Source organism: Hyphomonas sp. (genome assembly GCF_017792385.1).
Taxonomy (GTDB): Bacteria; Pseudomonadota; Alphaproteobacteria; order Caulobacterales; family Hyphomonadaceae; genus Hyphomonas.
The window spans coordinates 1,122,770-1,137,057 of the sequence record NZ_CP051230.1; the positions used below are offsets into that span (position 1 = coordinate 1,122,770).

14 protein-coding genes are annotated in these 14,288 nt (G+C 63.7%); 5 read left to right on the forward strand and 9 right to left on the reverse strand.

Annotated features, from left to right (window positions below; genetic code table 11):
• The gene (miaB, locus tag HF955_RS05605; RefSeq protein WP_291078601.1) at positions 1 to 1,377 is read right to left on the reverse strand and encodes a tRNA (N6-isopentenyl adenosine(37)-C2)-methylthiotransferase MiaB; all 1,377 of its coding nucleotides are present in this window, start codon (positions 1,375 to 1,377) and stop codon (positions 1 to 3) included.
• Positions 1,378 to 1,533: 156 nt separating this feature from the next.
• On the opposite strand from miaB, the gene HF955_RS05610 reads away from it, so the two are divergent.
• Positions 1,534 to 3,258 (forward strand): sodium:alanine symporter family protein, encoded by a 1,725-nt coding sequence (locus HF955_RS05610; RefSeq protein ID WP_291078604.1) that lies wholly within the window; start codon positions 1,534 to 1,536, stop codon positions 3,256 to 3,258.
• A 75-nt stretch (positions 3,259 to 3,333) separates the two neighbouring features.
• On the opposite strand, the gene HF955_RS05615 is transcribed toward HF955_RS05610, so the two are convergent.
• The 3 genes from HF955_RS05615 to HF955_RS05625 are packed head-to-tail and all read right to left on the reverse strand — an operon-like array spanning position 3,334 to position 5,200.
• Positions 3,334 to 3,807 carry a VOC family protein gene (locus tag HF955_RS05615; RefSeq protein WP_291078606.1) on the reverse strand — a complete coding sequence of 158 codons (474 nt, stop codon included), beginning with the start codon at positions 3,805 to 3,807 and terminating at the stop codon, positions 3,334 to 3,336.
• Complete coding sequence (locus HF955_RS05620; protein ID WP_291078608.1) at positions 3,804 to 4,262, reverse strand: hypothetical protein; 459 nt, start codon at positions 4,260 to 4,262, stop codon at positions 3,804 to 3,806. Before HF955_RS05620 ends, HF955_RS05615 begins: the two co-directional genes overlap by 4 nt.
• A 53-nt stretch (positions 4,263 to 4,315) precedes the next feature.
• Entirely contained in the window at positions 4,316 to 5,200 is an 885-nt protein-coding gene (locus tag HF955_RS05625; protein ID WP_027839292.1) for a bifunctional helix-turn-helix domain-containing protein/methylated-DNA--[protein]-cysteine S-methyltransferase, read from the reverse strand.
• A gap of 131 nt (positions 5,201 to 5,331) precedes the next feature.
• Between HF955_RS05625 and HF955_RS05630 the strand changes: the two genes are divergently transcribed.
• Together HF955_RS05630 and HF955_RS05635 are read left to right on the forward strand one after the other, a co-directional pair.
• Positions 5,332 to 6,279: a glutathione S-transferase family protein gene (locus HF955_RS05630; protein WP_291078610.1), complete on the forward strand. Its 948-nt coding sequence runs from the start codon at positions 5,332 to 5,334 to the stop codon at positions 6,277 to 6,279.
• Positions 6,280 to 6,346: 67 nt separating this feature from the next.
• Entirely contained in the window at positions 6,347 to 7,156 is an 810-nt protein-coding gene (locus HF955_RS05635; protein WP_291078611.1) for an SDR family oxidoreductase, read from the forward strand.
• Here the strand turns inward: HF955_RS05635 and HF955_RS05640 are convergent.
• Positions 7,153 to 8,004: a hypothetical protein gene (locus HF955_RS05640; RefSeq protein ID WP_291078612.1), complete on the reverse strand. Its 852-nt coding sequence runs from the start codon at positions 8,002 to 8,004 to the stop codon at positions 7,153 to 7,155. The two genes, HF955_RS05635 and HF955_RS05640, sit on opposite strands and share 4 nt — an antisense overlap.
• A 214-nt stretch (positions 8,005 to 8,218) precedes the next feature.
• Here HF955_RS05640 and HF955_RS05645 point away from each other — a divergent pair, with 214 nt between their 5' ends.
• Positions 8,219 to 9,916, forward strand: a complete 1,698-nt coding sequence (locus HF955_RS05645; RefSeq protein WP_291078613.1) for an acyl-CoA dehydrogenase family protein — start codon at positions 8,219 to 8,221, stop codon at positions 9,914 to 9,916.
• Between the two features lie 28 nt (positions 9,917 to 9,944).
• On the opposite strand, the gene HF955_RS05650 is transcribed toward HF955_RS05645, so the two are convergent.
• The 4 genes from HF955_RS05650 to HF955_RS05665 all read right to left on the reverse strand — a co-directional run bounded on the left by HF955_RS05650 (position 9,945) and on the right by HF955_RS05665 (position 13,360).
• Complete coding sequence (locus HF955_RS05650) at positions 9,945 to 10,793, reverse strand: glycoside hydrolase family 16 protein (RefSeq protein WP_253065454.1); 849 nt, start codon at positions 10,791 to 10,793, stop codon at positions 9,945 to 9,947.
• The gene (locus tag HF955_RS05655) at positions 10,790 to 11,641 is read right to left on the reverse strand and encodes an N-acyl homoserine lactonase family protein (protein ID WP_291078614.1); all 852 of its coding nucleotides are present in this window, start codon (positions 11,639 to 11,641) and stop codon (positions 10,790 to 10,792) included. Before HF955_RS05655 ends, HF955_RS05650 begins: the two co-directional genes overlap by 4 nt.
• Before the next feature lie 80 nt (positions 11,642 to 11,721).
• Complete coding sequence (hisI, locus tag HF955_RS05660) at positions 11,722 to 12,117, reverse strand: phosphoribosyl-AMP cyclohydrolase (protein ID WP_291078615.1); 396 nt, start codon at positions 12,115 to 12,117, stop codon at positions 11,722 to 11,724.
• 49 nt (positions 12,118 to 12,166) lie between these two features.
• Entirely contained in the window at positions 12,167 to 13,360 is a 1,194-nt protein-coding gene (locus HF955_RS05665; RefSeq protein WP_291078616.1) for a CaiB/BaiF CoA-transferase family protein, read from the reverse strand.
• A gap of 29 nt (positions 13,361 to 13,389) precedes the next feature.
• Here HF955_RS05665 and HF955_RS05670 point away from each other — a divergent pair, with 29 nt between their 5' ends.
• Positions 13,390 to 14,286, forward strand: coding sequence for a hydroxymethylglutaryl-CoA lyase (locus HF955_RS05670; protein WP_291078617.1), 897 nt, complete (start codon positions 13,390 to 13,392; stop codon positions 14,284 to 14,286).
• The last annotated feature ends 2 nt before the right edge of the window (positions 14,287 to 14,288 follow it).

The window sequence follows — 14,288 nt, forward strand, 5'->3', positions numbered from 1 at the left end:
TCAAAGGGCGACCTCTCTCGCCCGGACCAGTTCCCCGGACAGCGAACTCATCGTTGCGCCGGTGACTTTCACATCCACGATGTGCCCTGTCAGCTCTGCCGGACCATCGAAATGAACCGCCTGCATCCAGGGCGAGCGCCCGTGCGCCTGCCCTTCCAGGCGGCCCCGGCCGGTCACGAGCACGGGCACGGTCTGGCCGATCTTCGATTTGTTGAACGCTGTCTGCTGTTCCCGGAGCAGTTTCTGCAAGGCCTGCAGGCGTGCATCCTTCACCTCTTCCGGCACCTGCCCGAACATTTCGGCCGCCGGCGTGCCGGGACGCTGGGAATATTTGAACGAATAGGCGATCGCATAATCGACATCCCGCACGAGTTGCAGGGTCGCCTCGAAATCTTCGTCGCTTTCGCCCGGGAAGCCGACGATGAAATCCGACGCCAGCGCGATGTCCGGCTGGGCCTCGCGCACCTTGCGGATGATCTCGCGATACTCATCGGCGGTGTGGCCGCGATTCATCGCCTTCAGGATCCGGTCCGATCCGGACTGCACGGGCAGGTGCAGGAAGGGTTGCATCTGCGGCGTGTCGCCATGGGCCGCAATCAGATCATCATCCATGTCGCGCGGGTGGCTGGTCGTGTAGCGAATGCGCTCGATGCCGCCAATCTTCGCGATGTGGCGGCAGAGCTGGCCCAGCGTCCAGTCCGCACCGCCCTCGACGGCGGGGGCGGCGCCGTGAAAGGCGTTGACGTTCTGGCCCAGAAGCGAAATCTCGCGCACGCCCTGTGCAGCCAGATTGCGCGCTTCCATGACGATGTCATCCACCGGGCGGGACAGTTCGGCCCCGCGCGTATACGGCACGACGCAGAAGGTGCAAAACTTGTCGCATCCTTCCTGAACAGACAGGAAAGCGGTCGGGCCGTCCGCCTCGCGGATTTTCGGCAGGGCGTCGAATTTTTCGAGCGTCTCGAATTCCGTCTCCAGGCGGTCTCCCATGGCGCGGCTGGCCCGGGCGATCATTTCCGGCAGCTTGTGATAGGCCTGCGGGCCGAGCACCAGATCCACCAGCGGCTGGCGGCGCATGATTTCCTCGCCCTCGGCCTGCGCCACGCAGCCCGCCACGGCAATCGTCATCTTGCTGCCGGTTTCCTGCTTCATGCGCTTGAGCTGGCCGAGTTCGGAATAGACTTTCTCCGTCGCCTTTTCCCGGATGTGGCAGGTGTTCAGCACGACCAGATCGGCCGCTTCGGGCGTGTCCACCGGCGCATAGCCGAGCGGGCGCAACACGTCCCGCATGCGCTCGGAATCATAGACATTCATCTGGCACCCATAGGTCTTGATATAGAGACCCTTGGTGTTCTGTTTCGCCTGTGGAGTGGTCATGCGCGGGCTTATGCCTGAAAATGACTGCTGCTGCCAGAACCTTGTGCGCCTTGCCTGCAGCGACGGAAAACCCGCTCCGGCCCTGCGACAAAAGCTTCACACGGCCTGAAAGCTGGATAGTGTGCCGCCAAGCAATCAAAGGAGCCGGGGAGGCCCATGGATATCATCAAGCTCATCGAGAACGTCTCTGGATTCATCTGGGGCGGCACCTGGGGGGATACCGTCATCATTCCGGGCCAGATCGGCCCGCTCGCCGTCGTCCTGCTAGGCACCGGCCTGTTCATGATGGTTCGACTGGGCGCCCGCCCGGTGCGCCGGTTCGTGCCCGCGCTGGTCGAAGTCTGGCAGGGCCGCAAGGCCCAGGGCGAAGACGGCGCGATCACACCGTGGCAGGCCCTCTCGACGGCCCTGTCGGGCCAGGTCGGCACCGGCAACCTGGCCGGCGTGGCCACCGCCATCACGCTGGGCGGCCCCGGCGCCATCTTCTGGATGTGGGTGGTTGCCCTGTTCGGCATGGCGCTCGCCTTCTCGGAAAGCTCGCTGGCCATCAAGTATCGTGAAACAGACGAATATGGCCGCATCAATGGCGGGCCGATGTACTATATCAAGAACGGACTCGGCAAAGGCTGGGGCTGGCTTGCCATCATCTTCTGTCTGGGCACGCTGTTCTCCGCCATGGCGACCGGCTCGATGATCCAGGCGAACTCGATCACCGAGGCCGCGCTGGAAACAGGCTCCCAGCTGGGTGTCAGCATTCCGAACTGGGGTGTCGGCATTGTGCTGGCAGCCCTGGTGTTTGCCGTGATCATCGGCGGCATCAAGTCGATCGGCTCGTTTGCAGGGAAGGTCGTGCCAGTCATGGCCGGCCTGTATGTGCTCATCGCCTTCATCGTTCTCGTCGTGAACGCCGACAAGGTGCCGGGCGCCTTCATGCAGATCATCGGATCGGCCTTTGGCTGGAAGGAAGCGGCTGGTGGCGCCGCTGGCTATGGCGTCATGCAGGCGGTTCGCTACGGTATTGCCCGCGGCCTGTTCTCGAACGAGGCTGGTCAGGGCTCTGCCCCGATCGCGCACGCCGCTGCCCAGACCAAGAATCCGGTCATGCAGGGCGAGATCGCCATGATCGGCGTGTTCATCGACACGATCATCATCTGCACCATGACGGCGCTGGTCATCCTGACGGTTCAGGGCGACTTCAAGAAAAGCCCCGCGCTGATGGCGGCAAATGCCTGTTTCGATGCGGGCATCGAGATGCCGGTGAACCCGGACGCAGCGGACGGCGCCAAGTATGGCGTGTCGGACCTGTTCCCGTCCGCCTATGAAGATGGCCGCGAGGCGAAGATCGCCGCAGTGGGCCCGGCAGCCCAATCCTATCTTCTGGCTTGCCAGGCATCCGGACAAGTCGAGGTCTCGCAGGAAGCCCTCGACGCATCCGGCAATCCCGAAATCCTGATGGATGTGGCCCACGCCTGGGAGACGGACGCGAATTCGGCCGCCGTCACCACACGCGCCTATGCCGCCGCCATTCCGGTGATCGGCCCCTGGATCGTGCCAGTCGCGCTGTTCTTCTTCGCCTTCACCACCATCATCGGCTGGTCCTATTATGGCGAACAGGCCGTGACTTATCTGATCGGCGAATGGGCCACACACCCCTTCCGCTATATCTGGGTCGTGGTCGTGTTCCTCGGCACCGTGGCCGCAGCAGACTGGCTGTGGTTGCTGGGTGATATCGCGAATGCCTCGATGGCGTTCCCGAACCTGATCGCCATTCTGGCCCTGTCAGGTGTCGTGGCCGCCATGCACAAATCGAATGGCGACCCGGACAAGGGCCATCCGGTGCATGACTATCGGGAAGAGTCGCGCCATCCTGATCAGGACTAGGCGCTGCCCCCTCCTAAATGAAAAGCCCCGCCCGGTTGATACCAGGCGGGGCTTTTTCCCTGAAGCCGGAACGGTCTACCAGACGCCGATGTTTTCGGCGCTCGCCCAAGGCTCTTTCGGGGCCAGAGGATCGCCCTTCTGAAGCAGTTCCACGGAAATCCCGTCCGGTGACCGGATGAACGCCATGCGGCCGTCCCGCGGCGGGCGGTTGATCGTCACGCCAAGATCCTGAAGACGTTCGACCGCGCCATAGATGTCATCGACCAGATAGGCGAGATGGCCGAAATTCCGTCCGCCGGCATAGTCTTCCGGGTCCCAATTATAGGTCAGCTCGACCATCGGAATGTCGGTCTGGGTCGGATTCACGCCGTCCGGCATGCCGCCCATGCGGTCCACATCTTCCGGCGTGGCCAGGAAGACCAGCGTGAACCGTCCGGCTTCACTGTCCATGCGGCTGACTTCCTTCAGGCCGAGGCCGTCGCAGAAGAATTTGAGAGATGCGTCGATGTCGGTGACGCGCACCATTGTGTGCAGATACTGAATGCTCATGTCTGGCCTCCGTTCAGGTCCCGAATGACTTGTTTGAATGTGGGCGGCATCAGCGCGTAATAGCGCCGCATCGCGATTGCCAGCAAGGCGATGGTGACCAGCATGAAGGCCAGGAAAACCGAAAATGTGTGGATCAGTGTGCCCGTCTCGAAAACCGGGGACTGGCCGCTCAGCCGCCAGAACAGCCGCCACAGCTGGTTGAACCCGGCCACAAACGGCCCGAGCAGGCCGAACACGATGACGGCGCACACAAAGAAATACGTCGCCGCCCGCGGGCCTTCGCTGCGCAAATAGAGATCGGTGAATTCCACGTCAGTGACATCGTCTGGAATTTCCCCCGCGGCCTTTCGGACTTCCAGAACCTCGGGCGCGAAGTCCCGGGCCTGTTTCCAGCGCCAGGCGAGATGACCGCCCCACGCAAGCAGCGCGGCGAGAATGATCAGGAATGCAAGCATGGGCGATATCGGTCCGGCATCTGCGGCGTCTGGCCGTCTGCCTGCCGACCGGGTCAGGCCGCGCAGGCGCGTTCAAGGGTCAGCATGGCACGCTTGCGCGCCACGCCCCAATGATAATTATGAAGCCGGCCGTCCGCTGCAAGGGCGCGGTGGCAGGGAATGAACCAGCTGATCGGGTTGGCGCCGACTGCAGCGCCCACAGCGCGGGCCGCCTTCGGGTTGCCGCTCGCCCGGGCCAGCGCGCCATAGGTGGACACGGTTCCGACCGGGATGTCGAGCAGCGCCCGCCAGATCTGGCGCCGGAACGGCGTGCCGTAAAGCGCCACCGGCAAGGGCTCTCCGGCTTCGAAGACGCGGCGGGCCATCTGTTCGGCTTCCCGGTCGTCCCGCCGGATGCTGGCATCGGGATAGCGGCTGGCCAGATCTGCAAATGCGTCGGCCTCCCGGCGGCCCTGATGCTCAAATCCGGTACGCGTTGGGGGATTGTCGTCAATGAAACCGAGCGCCACCAGGCCGCGCGGCGAAATCAGCCAGGCCCCTTCCCCGAACGGGGTCGGCGCCCGGCCCAGAACAAGGTCAGCGCCCTTGCCGCCTGCCTTGGCTTCGCCGGGCGACAGGCCTTCATGGGCGATGAACAGATCATGCAGGCGACCGGGCCCCGACAGACCGGTTTCCAGCGCCGCATCGAGCACGCTGGCGCCGTCGCGCAGCAGGTCTCCGGCCGCCGCATGGGCCAGCGCGGCCTGGTATTGTTTCGGGCTGATCCCCGCCCAGCGCGTGAATTCCCGCTGGAAATGGCTGGGCGACAGGCCCATGGCCCGCGCCACAGTCGCGAGGTCCGGCCATTCCTGCCAAGTGTCCCCCAGATAGGACAGGGCATCGGCCATCCGGTCATAGGCGGCAGCACGTTCATCGAGCGGAGACAAGGTTGCAGGCATGCCCTTTAATGCCGCGCCGTCGGCGCACGGGCCACCCGTTTCTTGCGCCTCAAAGTCCTGATTGAGGCTTTCCAGCCTGCCAAAAGCCCGGCAAGAGTAGAGACCAATAAAAACAGGCTGGGAGAAAAAGAATGGCCGATGCGCGCAGTATCATCCTGCATGAGTACCCGACCTCTCCCTATGCCGAGAAAATCCGCCTTGCCCTGCGCCTGAAGAACCTTGCCTATAGCCGGGTCGAGATTCCGGTCATCATGCCCCGGCCGGACCTGATGCCGCTGACGGGAGGCTATCGCCGCACGCCGGTGCTGCAGATCGGCGCGGACATTTTCTGTGACACCGCGATCATCCTGCGCGAACTGGAAGCGCGCTATCCCATGCCGGCGCTGAAGCTGCCCGGTCATGAAGGCCTGGCGCAAATGGTGGCCGGCTGGACCGATGGCCGCTGGTTCCAGTGTTCGGTGGCGGTGATTTTCGGCGAAATGGGCGACAAGGTGCCGGAAGCCTTCCGGAAGGACCGCGAGGCCCTGTCGGGACGCCCTTTCGATGTTCAGGCCATGAACGCCGTCGCCCCGATGATGCGCGACCAGTGGCGGGCCCGGCTGATGTTGCTTGAAGAACGCCTGCAGGGCGGCAAGGGCGCGGGGTCCGGCATCTATCTTGTCGGCATGAAACCCGGCCTGGTCGACATCCATGCCTACATGAATGTCTGGTTCATGCACCAGAACCTGCCGGACTTCGTCGAGACCTGCTTCAAGACGGCAGACCTGACCAAGGCCTGGTTCGAACGTCTGCAGGAATTCGAGGGCCAGACGCCGGAAACGATCACGTCCGCGGAAGCGCTGGAGATCGGCCTGCACGCCGCCCCGCGGCTCGTGGCGGCCACCACGCGCAACGAACCGCAGGAATTCGCGCCCGGCGAAAACGTCGCCGTTGCACCAGACGATTATGGTCAGGTCTGGGTGGAGGGCGAACTCGTGCACGCGGATTCGCAGCGGGTCATCCTGCAGCGCACCTCGCCGGAAGCGGAAACCGTGCACGTGCACTTTCCGCGGGCCGGCTTCCTCGTGCGCCGTGTCTAGCCTGCCTTGCAAGGCGGCCCGGCCCCGCTAGTCTCAAAGGGCACAGCCATACGGAACGGAGGGTGCCATGGACCGGCGACTTTGCCTCATCACGGGCGCTTCAGCGGGAATCGGAGCGGAATTCGCCCGGCAATACGCCGCGCTCGGCTGGGATGTCGCCCTGACGGCGCGGCGGGAAGACCGGCTGACCAGCCTGGCTGACGACATAAGGGAAACCCATGGCGTGCACGCCATCTGCATCGTCCAGGATCTGGCGCGGGCCAATTCCGCCGACAAGATCATCACGGCCCTCTCGGAACAGGGGCGGCATGTGGATGCGCTGGTCAACAATGCGGGATACGGCCTGCCGGGAACCTTCTTCAACACCAGCTGGAAATCCCAGGCGGAATTCCTGCGCGTCCTGTATACGGCGCCGATCGAGCTGGCACACAAGGTGCTGCCCGGCATGGCGGATCGCGGCTATGGGCGCATCATCAATGTCGCGTCCCTTGCCGGCTACGCCCCCGGCAGCAATGGCCACACGCTCTACGCCAGCGTGAAGGCCGGCCTGATCAAATTCTCCGAAAGCCTGAACGCCGAATGCGACGCATTCGAGGGAGCCGATATCCACTGCACCGCGCTGTGCCCGGGCTTCACTTATAGCGAATTCCATGACGTCAACGGCACGCGCGAGCAGATGAAAAGCATGAGCAAGCGCATGTGGATGGACGCGGCACCTGTTGTGAAAGCGGGCATCGACGCGGTTAACAGGGGGCAGCCCGTGGTGGTGCCCGGACTGGTCAACAAGGGGCTGGCCACACTGACCCGGCTGATGCCGGAGCCGGTCGGCCGCGCCATCATGCGCCGGCAGAGCCGGACCATCCGTCGGCAGGACTAGTCAGCCGACGCTGAGAACTCCTGACGGATGCGATCCGCAGTGGGGGTCGTGTCGGACTTGCGCAGATCCTTTGCGCCACGCTGGCGCAGGACTTCTATCTTCCCGGACTTGCGCGCGCCTTTCGCGCTGGAATCGCCATCCTCGCGCGCGGCAGGGACGATCGGCCCCTCGAAAAAGGCCGACCAGTATTTCGACAGCACGTCGCGGCGCCCGTCGAGCGAGCGCAGCTGGCGGCGCTCCTTCCAGCTTGTCAGCTTGACCGCTTCGGTCTTGATCCGCTTGTCGGCGCCCGACACCTGCAGGCAGCCCGCATAACGGCCGGGGGCGCCACCAGTCAGGTCGAACTGTATCTCGCCAAAGCCTTCCGCCTGCCGGCCCGATTCCGATGGCAGGGTTTCCCGGAACTTGAAGTCCAGACGGGGCCAGTCGAACTGGTGGTACTCCGCCTGCAGTCCGCTTTCGATCTCGCCTGAGCGGGTCAGCGTCGTCGCTGTCAGGGACACGCCCTTGCGGGACGGTTTCAGCGACACGATGGCCAGGCGTGGACCGGCAGGACCGCCGCGTTCCGCCTGGATCCAGCTGCCTTCGACATAGGCCCGACCAAGCACCCACCGGCGCACCAGGCCCAGTTTCAGCACACCGGGAAAGATCACGCCGCCAAGCACCGACCAGACCACGAGCAGCACCAGTCCCGCACCTGCCAGGCAGGCCCATTGGGCGAAAGTGCCCGGACCCGCGACCTGGAGAAGGGTCTGGCGCACAAGCGGGCCGAACGCGACAATCCCTGCCAGTACGGCGCTCGAGGCAAGCAGGCTGGCGACCGGACGGAAACGTTCATAAGGGTTCATGTCTGGAGCGGCTCCGTTAGGAATTGGCTTCGGAAACGGCCAGTCTGGGGGCCGGAACCGAAATTTCGGTTAACGTTGGGACATGGGCGCCTGTGTAGCGTCCTTCCGGATTTCGCAAACCGAGACGTTTTGTTGCAGCGCACAAATTACCCATGACTTGTCCCCGGCTGCGCCCTATAATTATGAAAAACACAGACCAGTGGAGGAAAGATGTATGGACGGTGCTGTTGAGGGCGCGACATTGGAACGCGCAGTAATTCCCAACCTTGTGACGGTGATCAAGGATGCCAGCGCAGCCATCGACACGTATGCAGAGGCGGCGCGCAGCAAATGCCGCGACGCCCTGACCCGGGATGGCCGGCCGGATCGCGCGGCGCTCGAGCGTCAGCAGCACATGGCGCATGGCCTGTCCTGGATCGTCACCTATGCCGAAACGCTCCGCCAGACTGCGGAATGGGCAGCCCGCCTGTCGCAGGAGGGCAAGTTCGGCCAGACCGAGGCCCTGCTCACCCAGATCCTGTTCAGCGATTATTGCGCCCAGCTGGTTGGCGGCGTGCCGATGAACCAGGGCGAAGTGATCCGCCCGCACGAACTGGGCACGCTTGCCGAGGCCGACGCCCTGTTCGAGACCCAGGCCGTCAAGCATCTGATCATGGAAGGCAAGACACCGGCTGTGATGGCGGCCGCCGCCGACTGCCTGCCGGATGCACTCAGCCGCAACACGGTCGAGGAAACCGGCCTCGACGAGACGATGAGCATGGTCCGCGACCAGTTTGCCAAATACGCCTCCGACAAGATCAAGCCCTACGCGCATGAGTGGCACCTGCAGAATGCCTATATCCCGATGGATGTGGTGGACGAGATGGCTGAACTCGGCGTGTTCGGCCTGACCATTCCGGAAGAGTTTGGCGGCTTCGGCATGGGCAAGACGGCCATGTGCGTCGTCTCCGAGGAATTGTCGCGCGGTTATATCGGCACCGGCTCGCTGGGCACACGGTCCGAGATCGCGGCCGAACTGATCCTGATCGGCGGCACGGACGACCAGAAGCAGACATGGCTGCCGAAGATTGCCAGCGGGGAAATCCTGCCGACCGCCGTCTTCACCGAGCCGAATACCGGGTCGGACCTCGGTTCCCTGCGCACGCGCGCGGTCAAATCCGAGGACGGGTCCGAGTACAGCGTGACCGGCAACAAGACCTGGATCACCCATCCGGTCCGCGCCGACCTGATGACCCTGCTCGCCCGAACCGATCCGGCGACGAACAATTTCTCGGGCCTGTCCATGTTGCTGGCCGAGAAGCCGCGCGGGACCGATGAGACCCCCTTCCCCGCGGACGGCATGACTGGCGGCGAGATCGAAGTGCTCGGCTATCGCGGCATGAAGGAATACGAGATCGGCTTTGACGATTTCAAGGTGAAGGCCGAGAACCTGCTCGGCGGCGTCGAGGGGCAAGGCTTCCGCCACTTGATGGCGACCTTTGAAAGCGCCCGCATCCAGACAGCGGCACGCGCCATTGGCGTGGCGCAGAACGCCTTCGAGACCGGCCTGCAATATGCCCTGGACCGGAACCAGTTCGGCAAGCCGATCTTCGAATTCCCGCGCGTGTCGAACAAGCTGGTCATGATGGCTGCAGAACTTGTCGGTGTCCGGCAGCTGACCTATTTCTCGGCGCGCCAGAAGGATGGCGGAAAACGCTGTGACCTGGAGGCAGGCATGGCAAAGCTGCTAGCTGCGCGCATCGCCTGGGCCGCCGCCGACAATGCCGTCCAGATCCATGGCGGCAATGGCTTTGCGCTCGAATACCCGATCAGTCGCATCCTCCAGGATGCCCGTATCCTGAACATTTTCGAAGGTGCCGGCGAGGTCCAGGCCATGGTCATCGCCCGCCGCCTGATCGAAGGCGGAAACTAGGGATCCTGCCGTAGGGCGCGTCTGCGTCCTACGGCGCGTCCTTTTCGTAGACGCGCACCCAGTCGATCAGGAACCGATCCGGCATACGCTTGGGGTCCGGCTTGTTTGACCACCATTTGTGGGCCACTTCCGGCTGGGTGCTGATCTCTCCCGAGAACTTCACCCATTTCGGCACCTTGGAGACGCCGCCGGCATTGCTGCGCCAGACTTCTTCTCCGTCCACGAACCAGATGTATTCGGTTTCCGTCCATTCGAACGCATAGACGTGCCAGCCGCTGCGGATGCCGGGCCGGAAATCCCTCTGGCTGACGGATTTGTGGTGCTTCTTGTAGCCATCCCAGTGAAGAGCGTAGCTGATCTTGTCGGTCCAGCCGAACCCTTCGACGATGTCGATCTCCGTGCCGTCCTCACCGGACCCGTCGACCTTGTGGACCTCGTCCGCAAACAGCCAGAAGGCAATCCACCAGCCCGGATCCTGCGGCATCTTCATGCGTGCCTCATAGCGCCCGAACCGGTGCTTGAACCGGCCTTCGGTGGTGACCATGCCGGACGCATAGTCAAACGGGTCACTGTCCTCTTCCGGATTGCGGTTCGGAATGCGGGTCGCGGTGATTTCCATCTGGCCCCAGCCGGTCAGGCTGACATTGTCCTTCAGCCACCAGCCATCCGGCCCTTCGGGATTGTTCTTGCGGTTGTACTCCTTGGACATCCACTTGTCCGGATCCGGACGGCCATGGCCATTGAACTCATCACGAAAGACGAGCGACCAGCCTGAATTCGGCTGGTGCAGCACGGAATGGGACGAACTTCCACTGGAACAGGCTGCGCCCATGGCCAGGAATGCCAGGGCACCGCCAAGCCGGATTGCGCGCCTCATCGGATGATTCCCTGAAGCGGGTCGATATCCTGTGGTTCATGCTGGATGATCACCATCGCGCCGAGCCGTTCGGCGCGGTCCTCGAAAGATTCCATCGAAGCCAGCGTTTCGCCTTCATCGGAATTGAAGCGCGGCACGCGTTTCAGTTCACGGCTTTCGGCCCGGTGATACAGGTCGCCCGTCAGGAGGACGGGACCGGTTTCCGGCATCATCAACTGCAAGGATGCATGGCCCGGCGTATGCCCCGGTGTTTCGAAGATCACCACGCTGCCATCGCCGAACACGTCCAGCTCTCCGGAGAACACCTGTTTTTCCATGGGTTCGAACAGGGCGAACAGGGCCTGCTGTTCCGGCGCGATCTCCGCCGCGCTCCCCTCTTCCGGGAACATGGCGCCGAGTTCCGCTTCATTCACCAGCCAGGTCGCGCCAGCCACCTGATCGGCCTGGCCGATGTGATCGAAATGGCTGTGGGAGATGGCGACATAGTCTACATCCGCCGGGGTCATGCCACGATCTGCCAGATGATCCGTGATCGTTTTCTCAAGCGACACGGTAAAGATCTGCTGTGTCTGCGGGCCCGCCACCGTCAGGATGCCGGGCAGGCCGAGGTCCCAGAGCAGCGTGCCTTCCGGATGGCGTACCAGGAAGCAGGTATCCGTGAATGTGTCGGTCTGTCCGGCGAAATCCCCGGCCGAGGAAAAGGCGTCGAGATCCGACACTTCGATCGTGCCGCAGTCGAGCACATCCACTTCCAGCGCGGCCGCCTCCTGCGGCGCGACATCTTCCGGCCCGGCCGGAGACTCCACCGTGGCCGGTGCCTCCGATCCGCAGGCAGCTGCAAATGCCAAGACAAAGGCCGTTCCGGCCAAACAGTATAAACGCATACCCAACACCCCTTCTGTGGTCCCGGGAAATTCAATCGCAAGTGTCAGTCTTTGGCAACAGACAGGCTGACTCCATCCGCGCCGATCGTGCGATAGAAACAGCTTTGACGGCCTGTATGGCACGCCCCGCCTGTCTGGTGGACCTTGAGGAGAATGGCATCCTGATCGCAATCGACCAGAACATCCTCAACTTGCTGGACATGGCCGGAGGTCTCGCCCTTCACCCACAGCGCCTGACGCGAGCGCGACCAATAGGTCGCCCGGCGGGTCTCGACGGTTGCTTTCAGGGCCTCCGCATTCATCCATGCCAACATCAGCACCTCGCCGGTCGTCGCATCCTGCGCGATTGCGGCGATCAGGCCATCGGCATTGAATTTCGGGCGCAGTTCCTGCGTCTCGTCCTGTTCGCGTCCGGTCAGGGGGGCGGGAAAATCTGTCATGCGAGGCGGCTTAGTCGAAATGGACGCGAGGGGCCAGAGCGGAATCGGCTCAGATCACGCCATCAGCCCGCAATTGTTCCTGGCGGTCCGGCGATATGCCGAGCTCCGCCAGCACCTGTCCGGTATGCTGGCCAAGCTCCGGAGACGCCCCGGTCACCCTGCCCGGCGTCCCGGACAGTTTCGGAAACACGCCCTGCATCGGCACCTGCCCCAGCACCGGGTGGGAAACACGGATGATCGCGTCCCGCGCCGCAATATGGGCGTCCTCCAGCATCTCCTTTGCCCTGTTCACGGGGCCGCAGGGAATGCCATGGTCTTCACATGCGGCCAGCACGTCCGCCATGGTGCGCTGCCGGGTCCAGTCCGAGATCAGCCCGTCCAGTTCGGCCTGATTCTCGCCGCGCGCATCATGTGTGGCGTAACGCGCATCGTCTGCCCAGCCCGTGCCGCACATCGCCGACAGGCGCCGGAACAGCGTGTCCTGGTTCGCGCCGATGATCACCATGCCGTCGCTGCAGGGATAGACGCCCGATGGCGCAATGCGCGGCAGGATCGGGCCGCTGCGCTCGCGCGTATGTCCGGCCAGGGCATATTCGGGTATCAGGCTTTCCATGAAGGCCATGACCGTTTCATAGATGGCCGCATCGACGACCTGCCCCTTCCCTGACCTTTCGCGGGCAAACAGGGCCATCATCGTGCCCAGCGCCGCGAAGGTGCCGGTCATCGTATCACCCAGCGAGACCCCGGCGCGGGCCGGCAGCCGGTCGGGCTCGCCGATCAAATAGCGCAGCCCGCCCTTGGCTTCGCCGACACTGGCATAGCCGGCCTTGTGGCTTTCCGGACCGGTCTGGCCATAGCCGGAGACACGGGTGATCACGAGGCGGGGATTGAGCGCATGCAATACATCCGGGCCAAGGCCCCAGCGTTCGAGCGTGCCGGGCCGGAAATTCTCCACAAGGACATCGGCGGTTTTCACGAGATCCTTCAAGAGCGCCTGCCCCGCCTCCACGCGCAGGTTCAGCGTCAGGGATTTCTTGTTGCGGGCAATGATCGGCCAGAACAGGCCGATGCCATCCTGCTTCACCGCGCCCCAGCCGCGGGCCGGATCCGGCAGGCCGGGCGCCTCCACCTTGATCACGTCCGCGCCGAAATCCCCCAGCAACTGTCCGCAGAAGGGGCCGGCAATCAGCTGGCCAAGCTCGATGACGCGCAGGCCATCCAGAGGGTGTTTGGTATCTGTCATTTCCCTTCAATGCACATTACATAGGCCTCATGACAAGACGTATCGATATTGTGGAAGTCGGCCCGCGCGACGGGCTGCAGAACGATCCCGGCAATCTGACGGTCGACCAGAAACTGGAATTCATTGCCCGCCTGGAAGCAGCCGGTGTGAAACGGATGGAATCCGGCAGCTTTGTCAGCCCGAAGGCCGTGCCGAAAATGGCGGACTCTGCCGCGGTATTTGCAGGACTGGACCGCTCGAAACCGACCCGCCACATCGCGCTGGCCCTGAATGAAAAGGGCGTGCGCCGCGCCATCGATGCCCGGGCCGACGAGATCAATTTCGTGCTCGTCGCCAGCGAGACCTTCGGCAAGCGCAATCAGGGCATGACCCCGCAGGAAAGCGCCGACATGCTGGCCCAATGCGCGCCGCTGGTGCTGGAGGCAGGCATTCCCCTGTCGGCCACCATCTCGGTGGCTTTTGGCGACCCGTATGATGGCGAAGTCGATATCCGGACAATTGGCAATCTCGCCGCGCAGGCCCAGCGGGCCGGCGTCGGCGAAGTCGCCCTGGGGGATACGATCGGCGTGGCAGACCCGTGGGATGTCCGCAAGCGGATCGACCGGGTGCGCATGGAGGCGCCGGACGTGTTCCTGCGCATGCACTTCCATGACACGCGCGGCGCGGCGCTAGCCAATGTGGCGGCCGCCGTTGATGCGGGCGTGGATGTGATCGATGCCAGCTGCGGCGGCATTGGCGGCTGCCCCTTCGCCCCGGCCGCGACGGGCAATGTGGCCACGGAAGACGTCGTCTACATGCTGGAGCGCGGCGGCTACGAGACGGGTCTCGACCTCGGCAAACTGATCGACACGGCGAAATGGCTGGAGACGGTGCTCGGCCATCCGGTCGCCTCGTCCCTCAGCAAGGCGGGCGGGTTTCCGGGCTAAGC

What these genes read in the sequence shown, in the direction of transcription:
- miaB (WP_291078601.1), bottom strand. Translation starts at nt 1,377, where the DNA reads ATGACCACTCCACAGGCGAAACAGAACACCAAGGGTCTCTATATCAAG.
- HF955_RS05610 (WP_291078604.1), top strand. Translation starts at nt 1,534, where the DNA reads ATGGATATCATCAAGCTCATCGAGAACGTCTCTGGATTCATCTGGGGC.
- HF955_RS05615 (WP_291078606.1), bottom strand. Translation starts at nt 3,807, where the DNA reads ATGAGCATTCAGTATCTGCACACAATGGTGCGCGTCACCGACATCGAC.
- HF955_RS05620 (WP_291078608.1), bottom strand. Translation starts at nt 4,262, where the DNA reads ATGCTTGCATTCCTGATCATTCTCGCCGCGCTGCTTGCGTGGGGCGGT.
- HF955_RS05625 (WP_027839292.1), bottom strand. Translation starts at nt 5,200, where the DNA reads ATGCCTGCAACCTTGTCTCCGCTCGATGAACGTGCTGCCGCCTATGAC.
- HF955_RS05630 (WP_291078610.1), top strand. Translation starts at nt 5,332, where the DNA reads ATGGCCGATGCGCGCAGTATCATCCTGCATGAGTACCCGACCTCTCCC.
- HF955_RS05635 (WP_291078611.1), top strand. Translation starts at nt 6,347, where the DNA reads ATGGACCGGCGACTTTGCCTCATCACGGGCGCTTCAGCGGGAATCGGA.
- HF955_RS05640 (WP_291078612.1), bottom strand. Translation starts at nt 8,004, where the DNA reads ATGAACCCTTATGAACGTTTCCGTCCGGTCGCCAGCCTGCTTGCCTCG.
- HF955_RS05645 (WP_291078613.1), top strand. Translation starts at nt 8,219, where the DNA reads ATGGACGGTGCTGTTGAGGGCGCGACATTGGAACGCGCAGTAATTCCC.
- HF955_RS05650 (WP_253065454.1), bottom strand. Translation starts at nt 10,793, where the DNA reads ATGAGGCGCGCAATCCGGCTTGGCGGTGCCCTGGCATTCCTGGCCATG.
- hisI (WP_291078615.1), bottom strand. Translation starts at nt 12,117, where the DNA reads ATGACAGATTTTCCCGCCCCCCTGACCGGACGCGAACAGGACGAGACG.
- HF955_RS05665 (WP_291078616.1), bottom strand. Translation starts at nt 13,360, where the DNA reads ATGACAGATACCAAACACCCTCTGGATGGCCTGCGCGTCATCGAGCTT.
- HF955_RS05670 (WP_291078617.1), top strand. Translation starts at nt 13,390, where the DNA reads ATGACAAGACGTATCGATATTGTGGAAGTCGGCCCGCGCGACGGGCTG.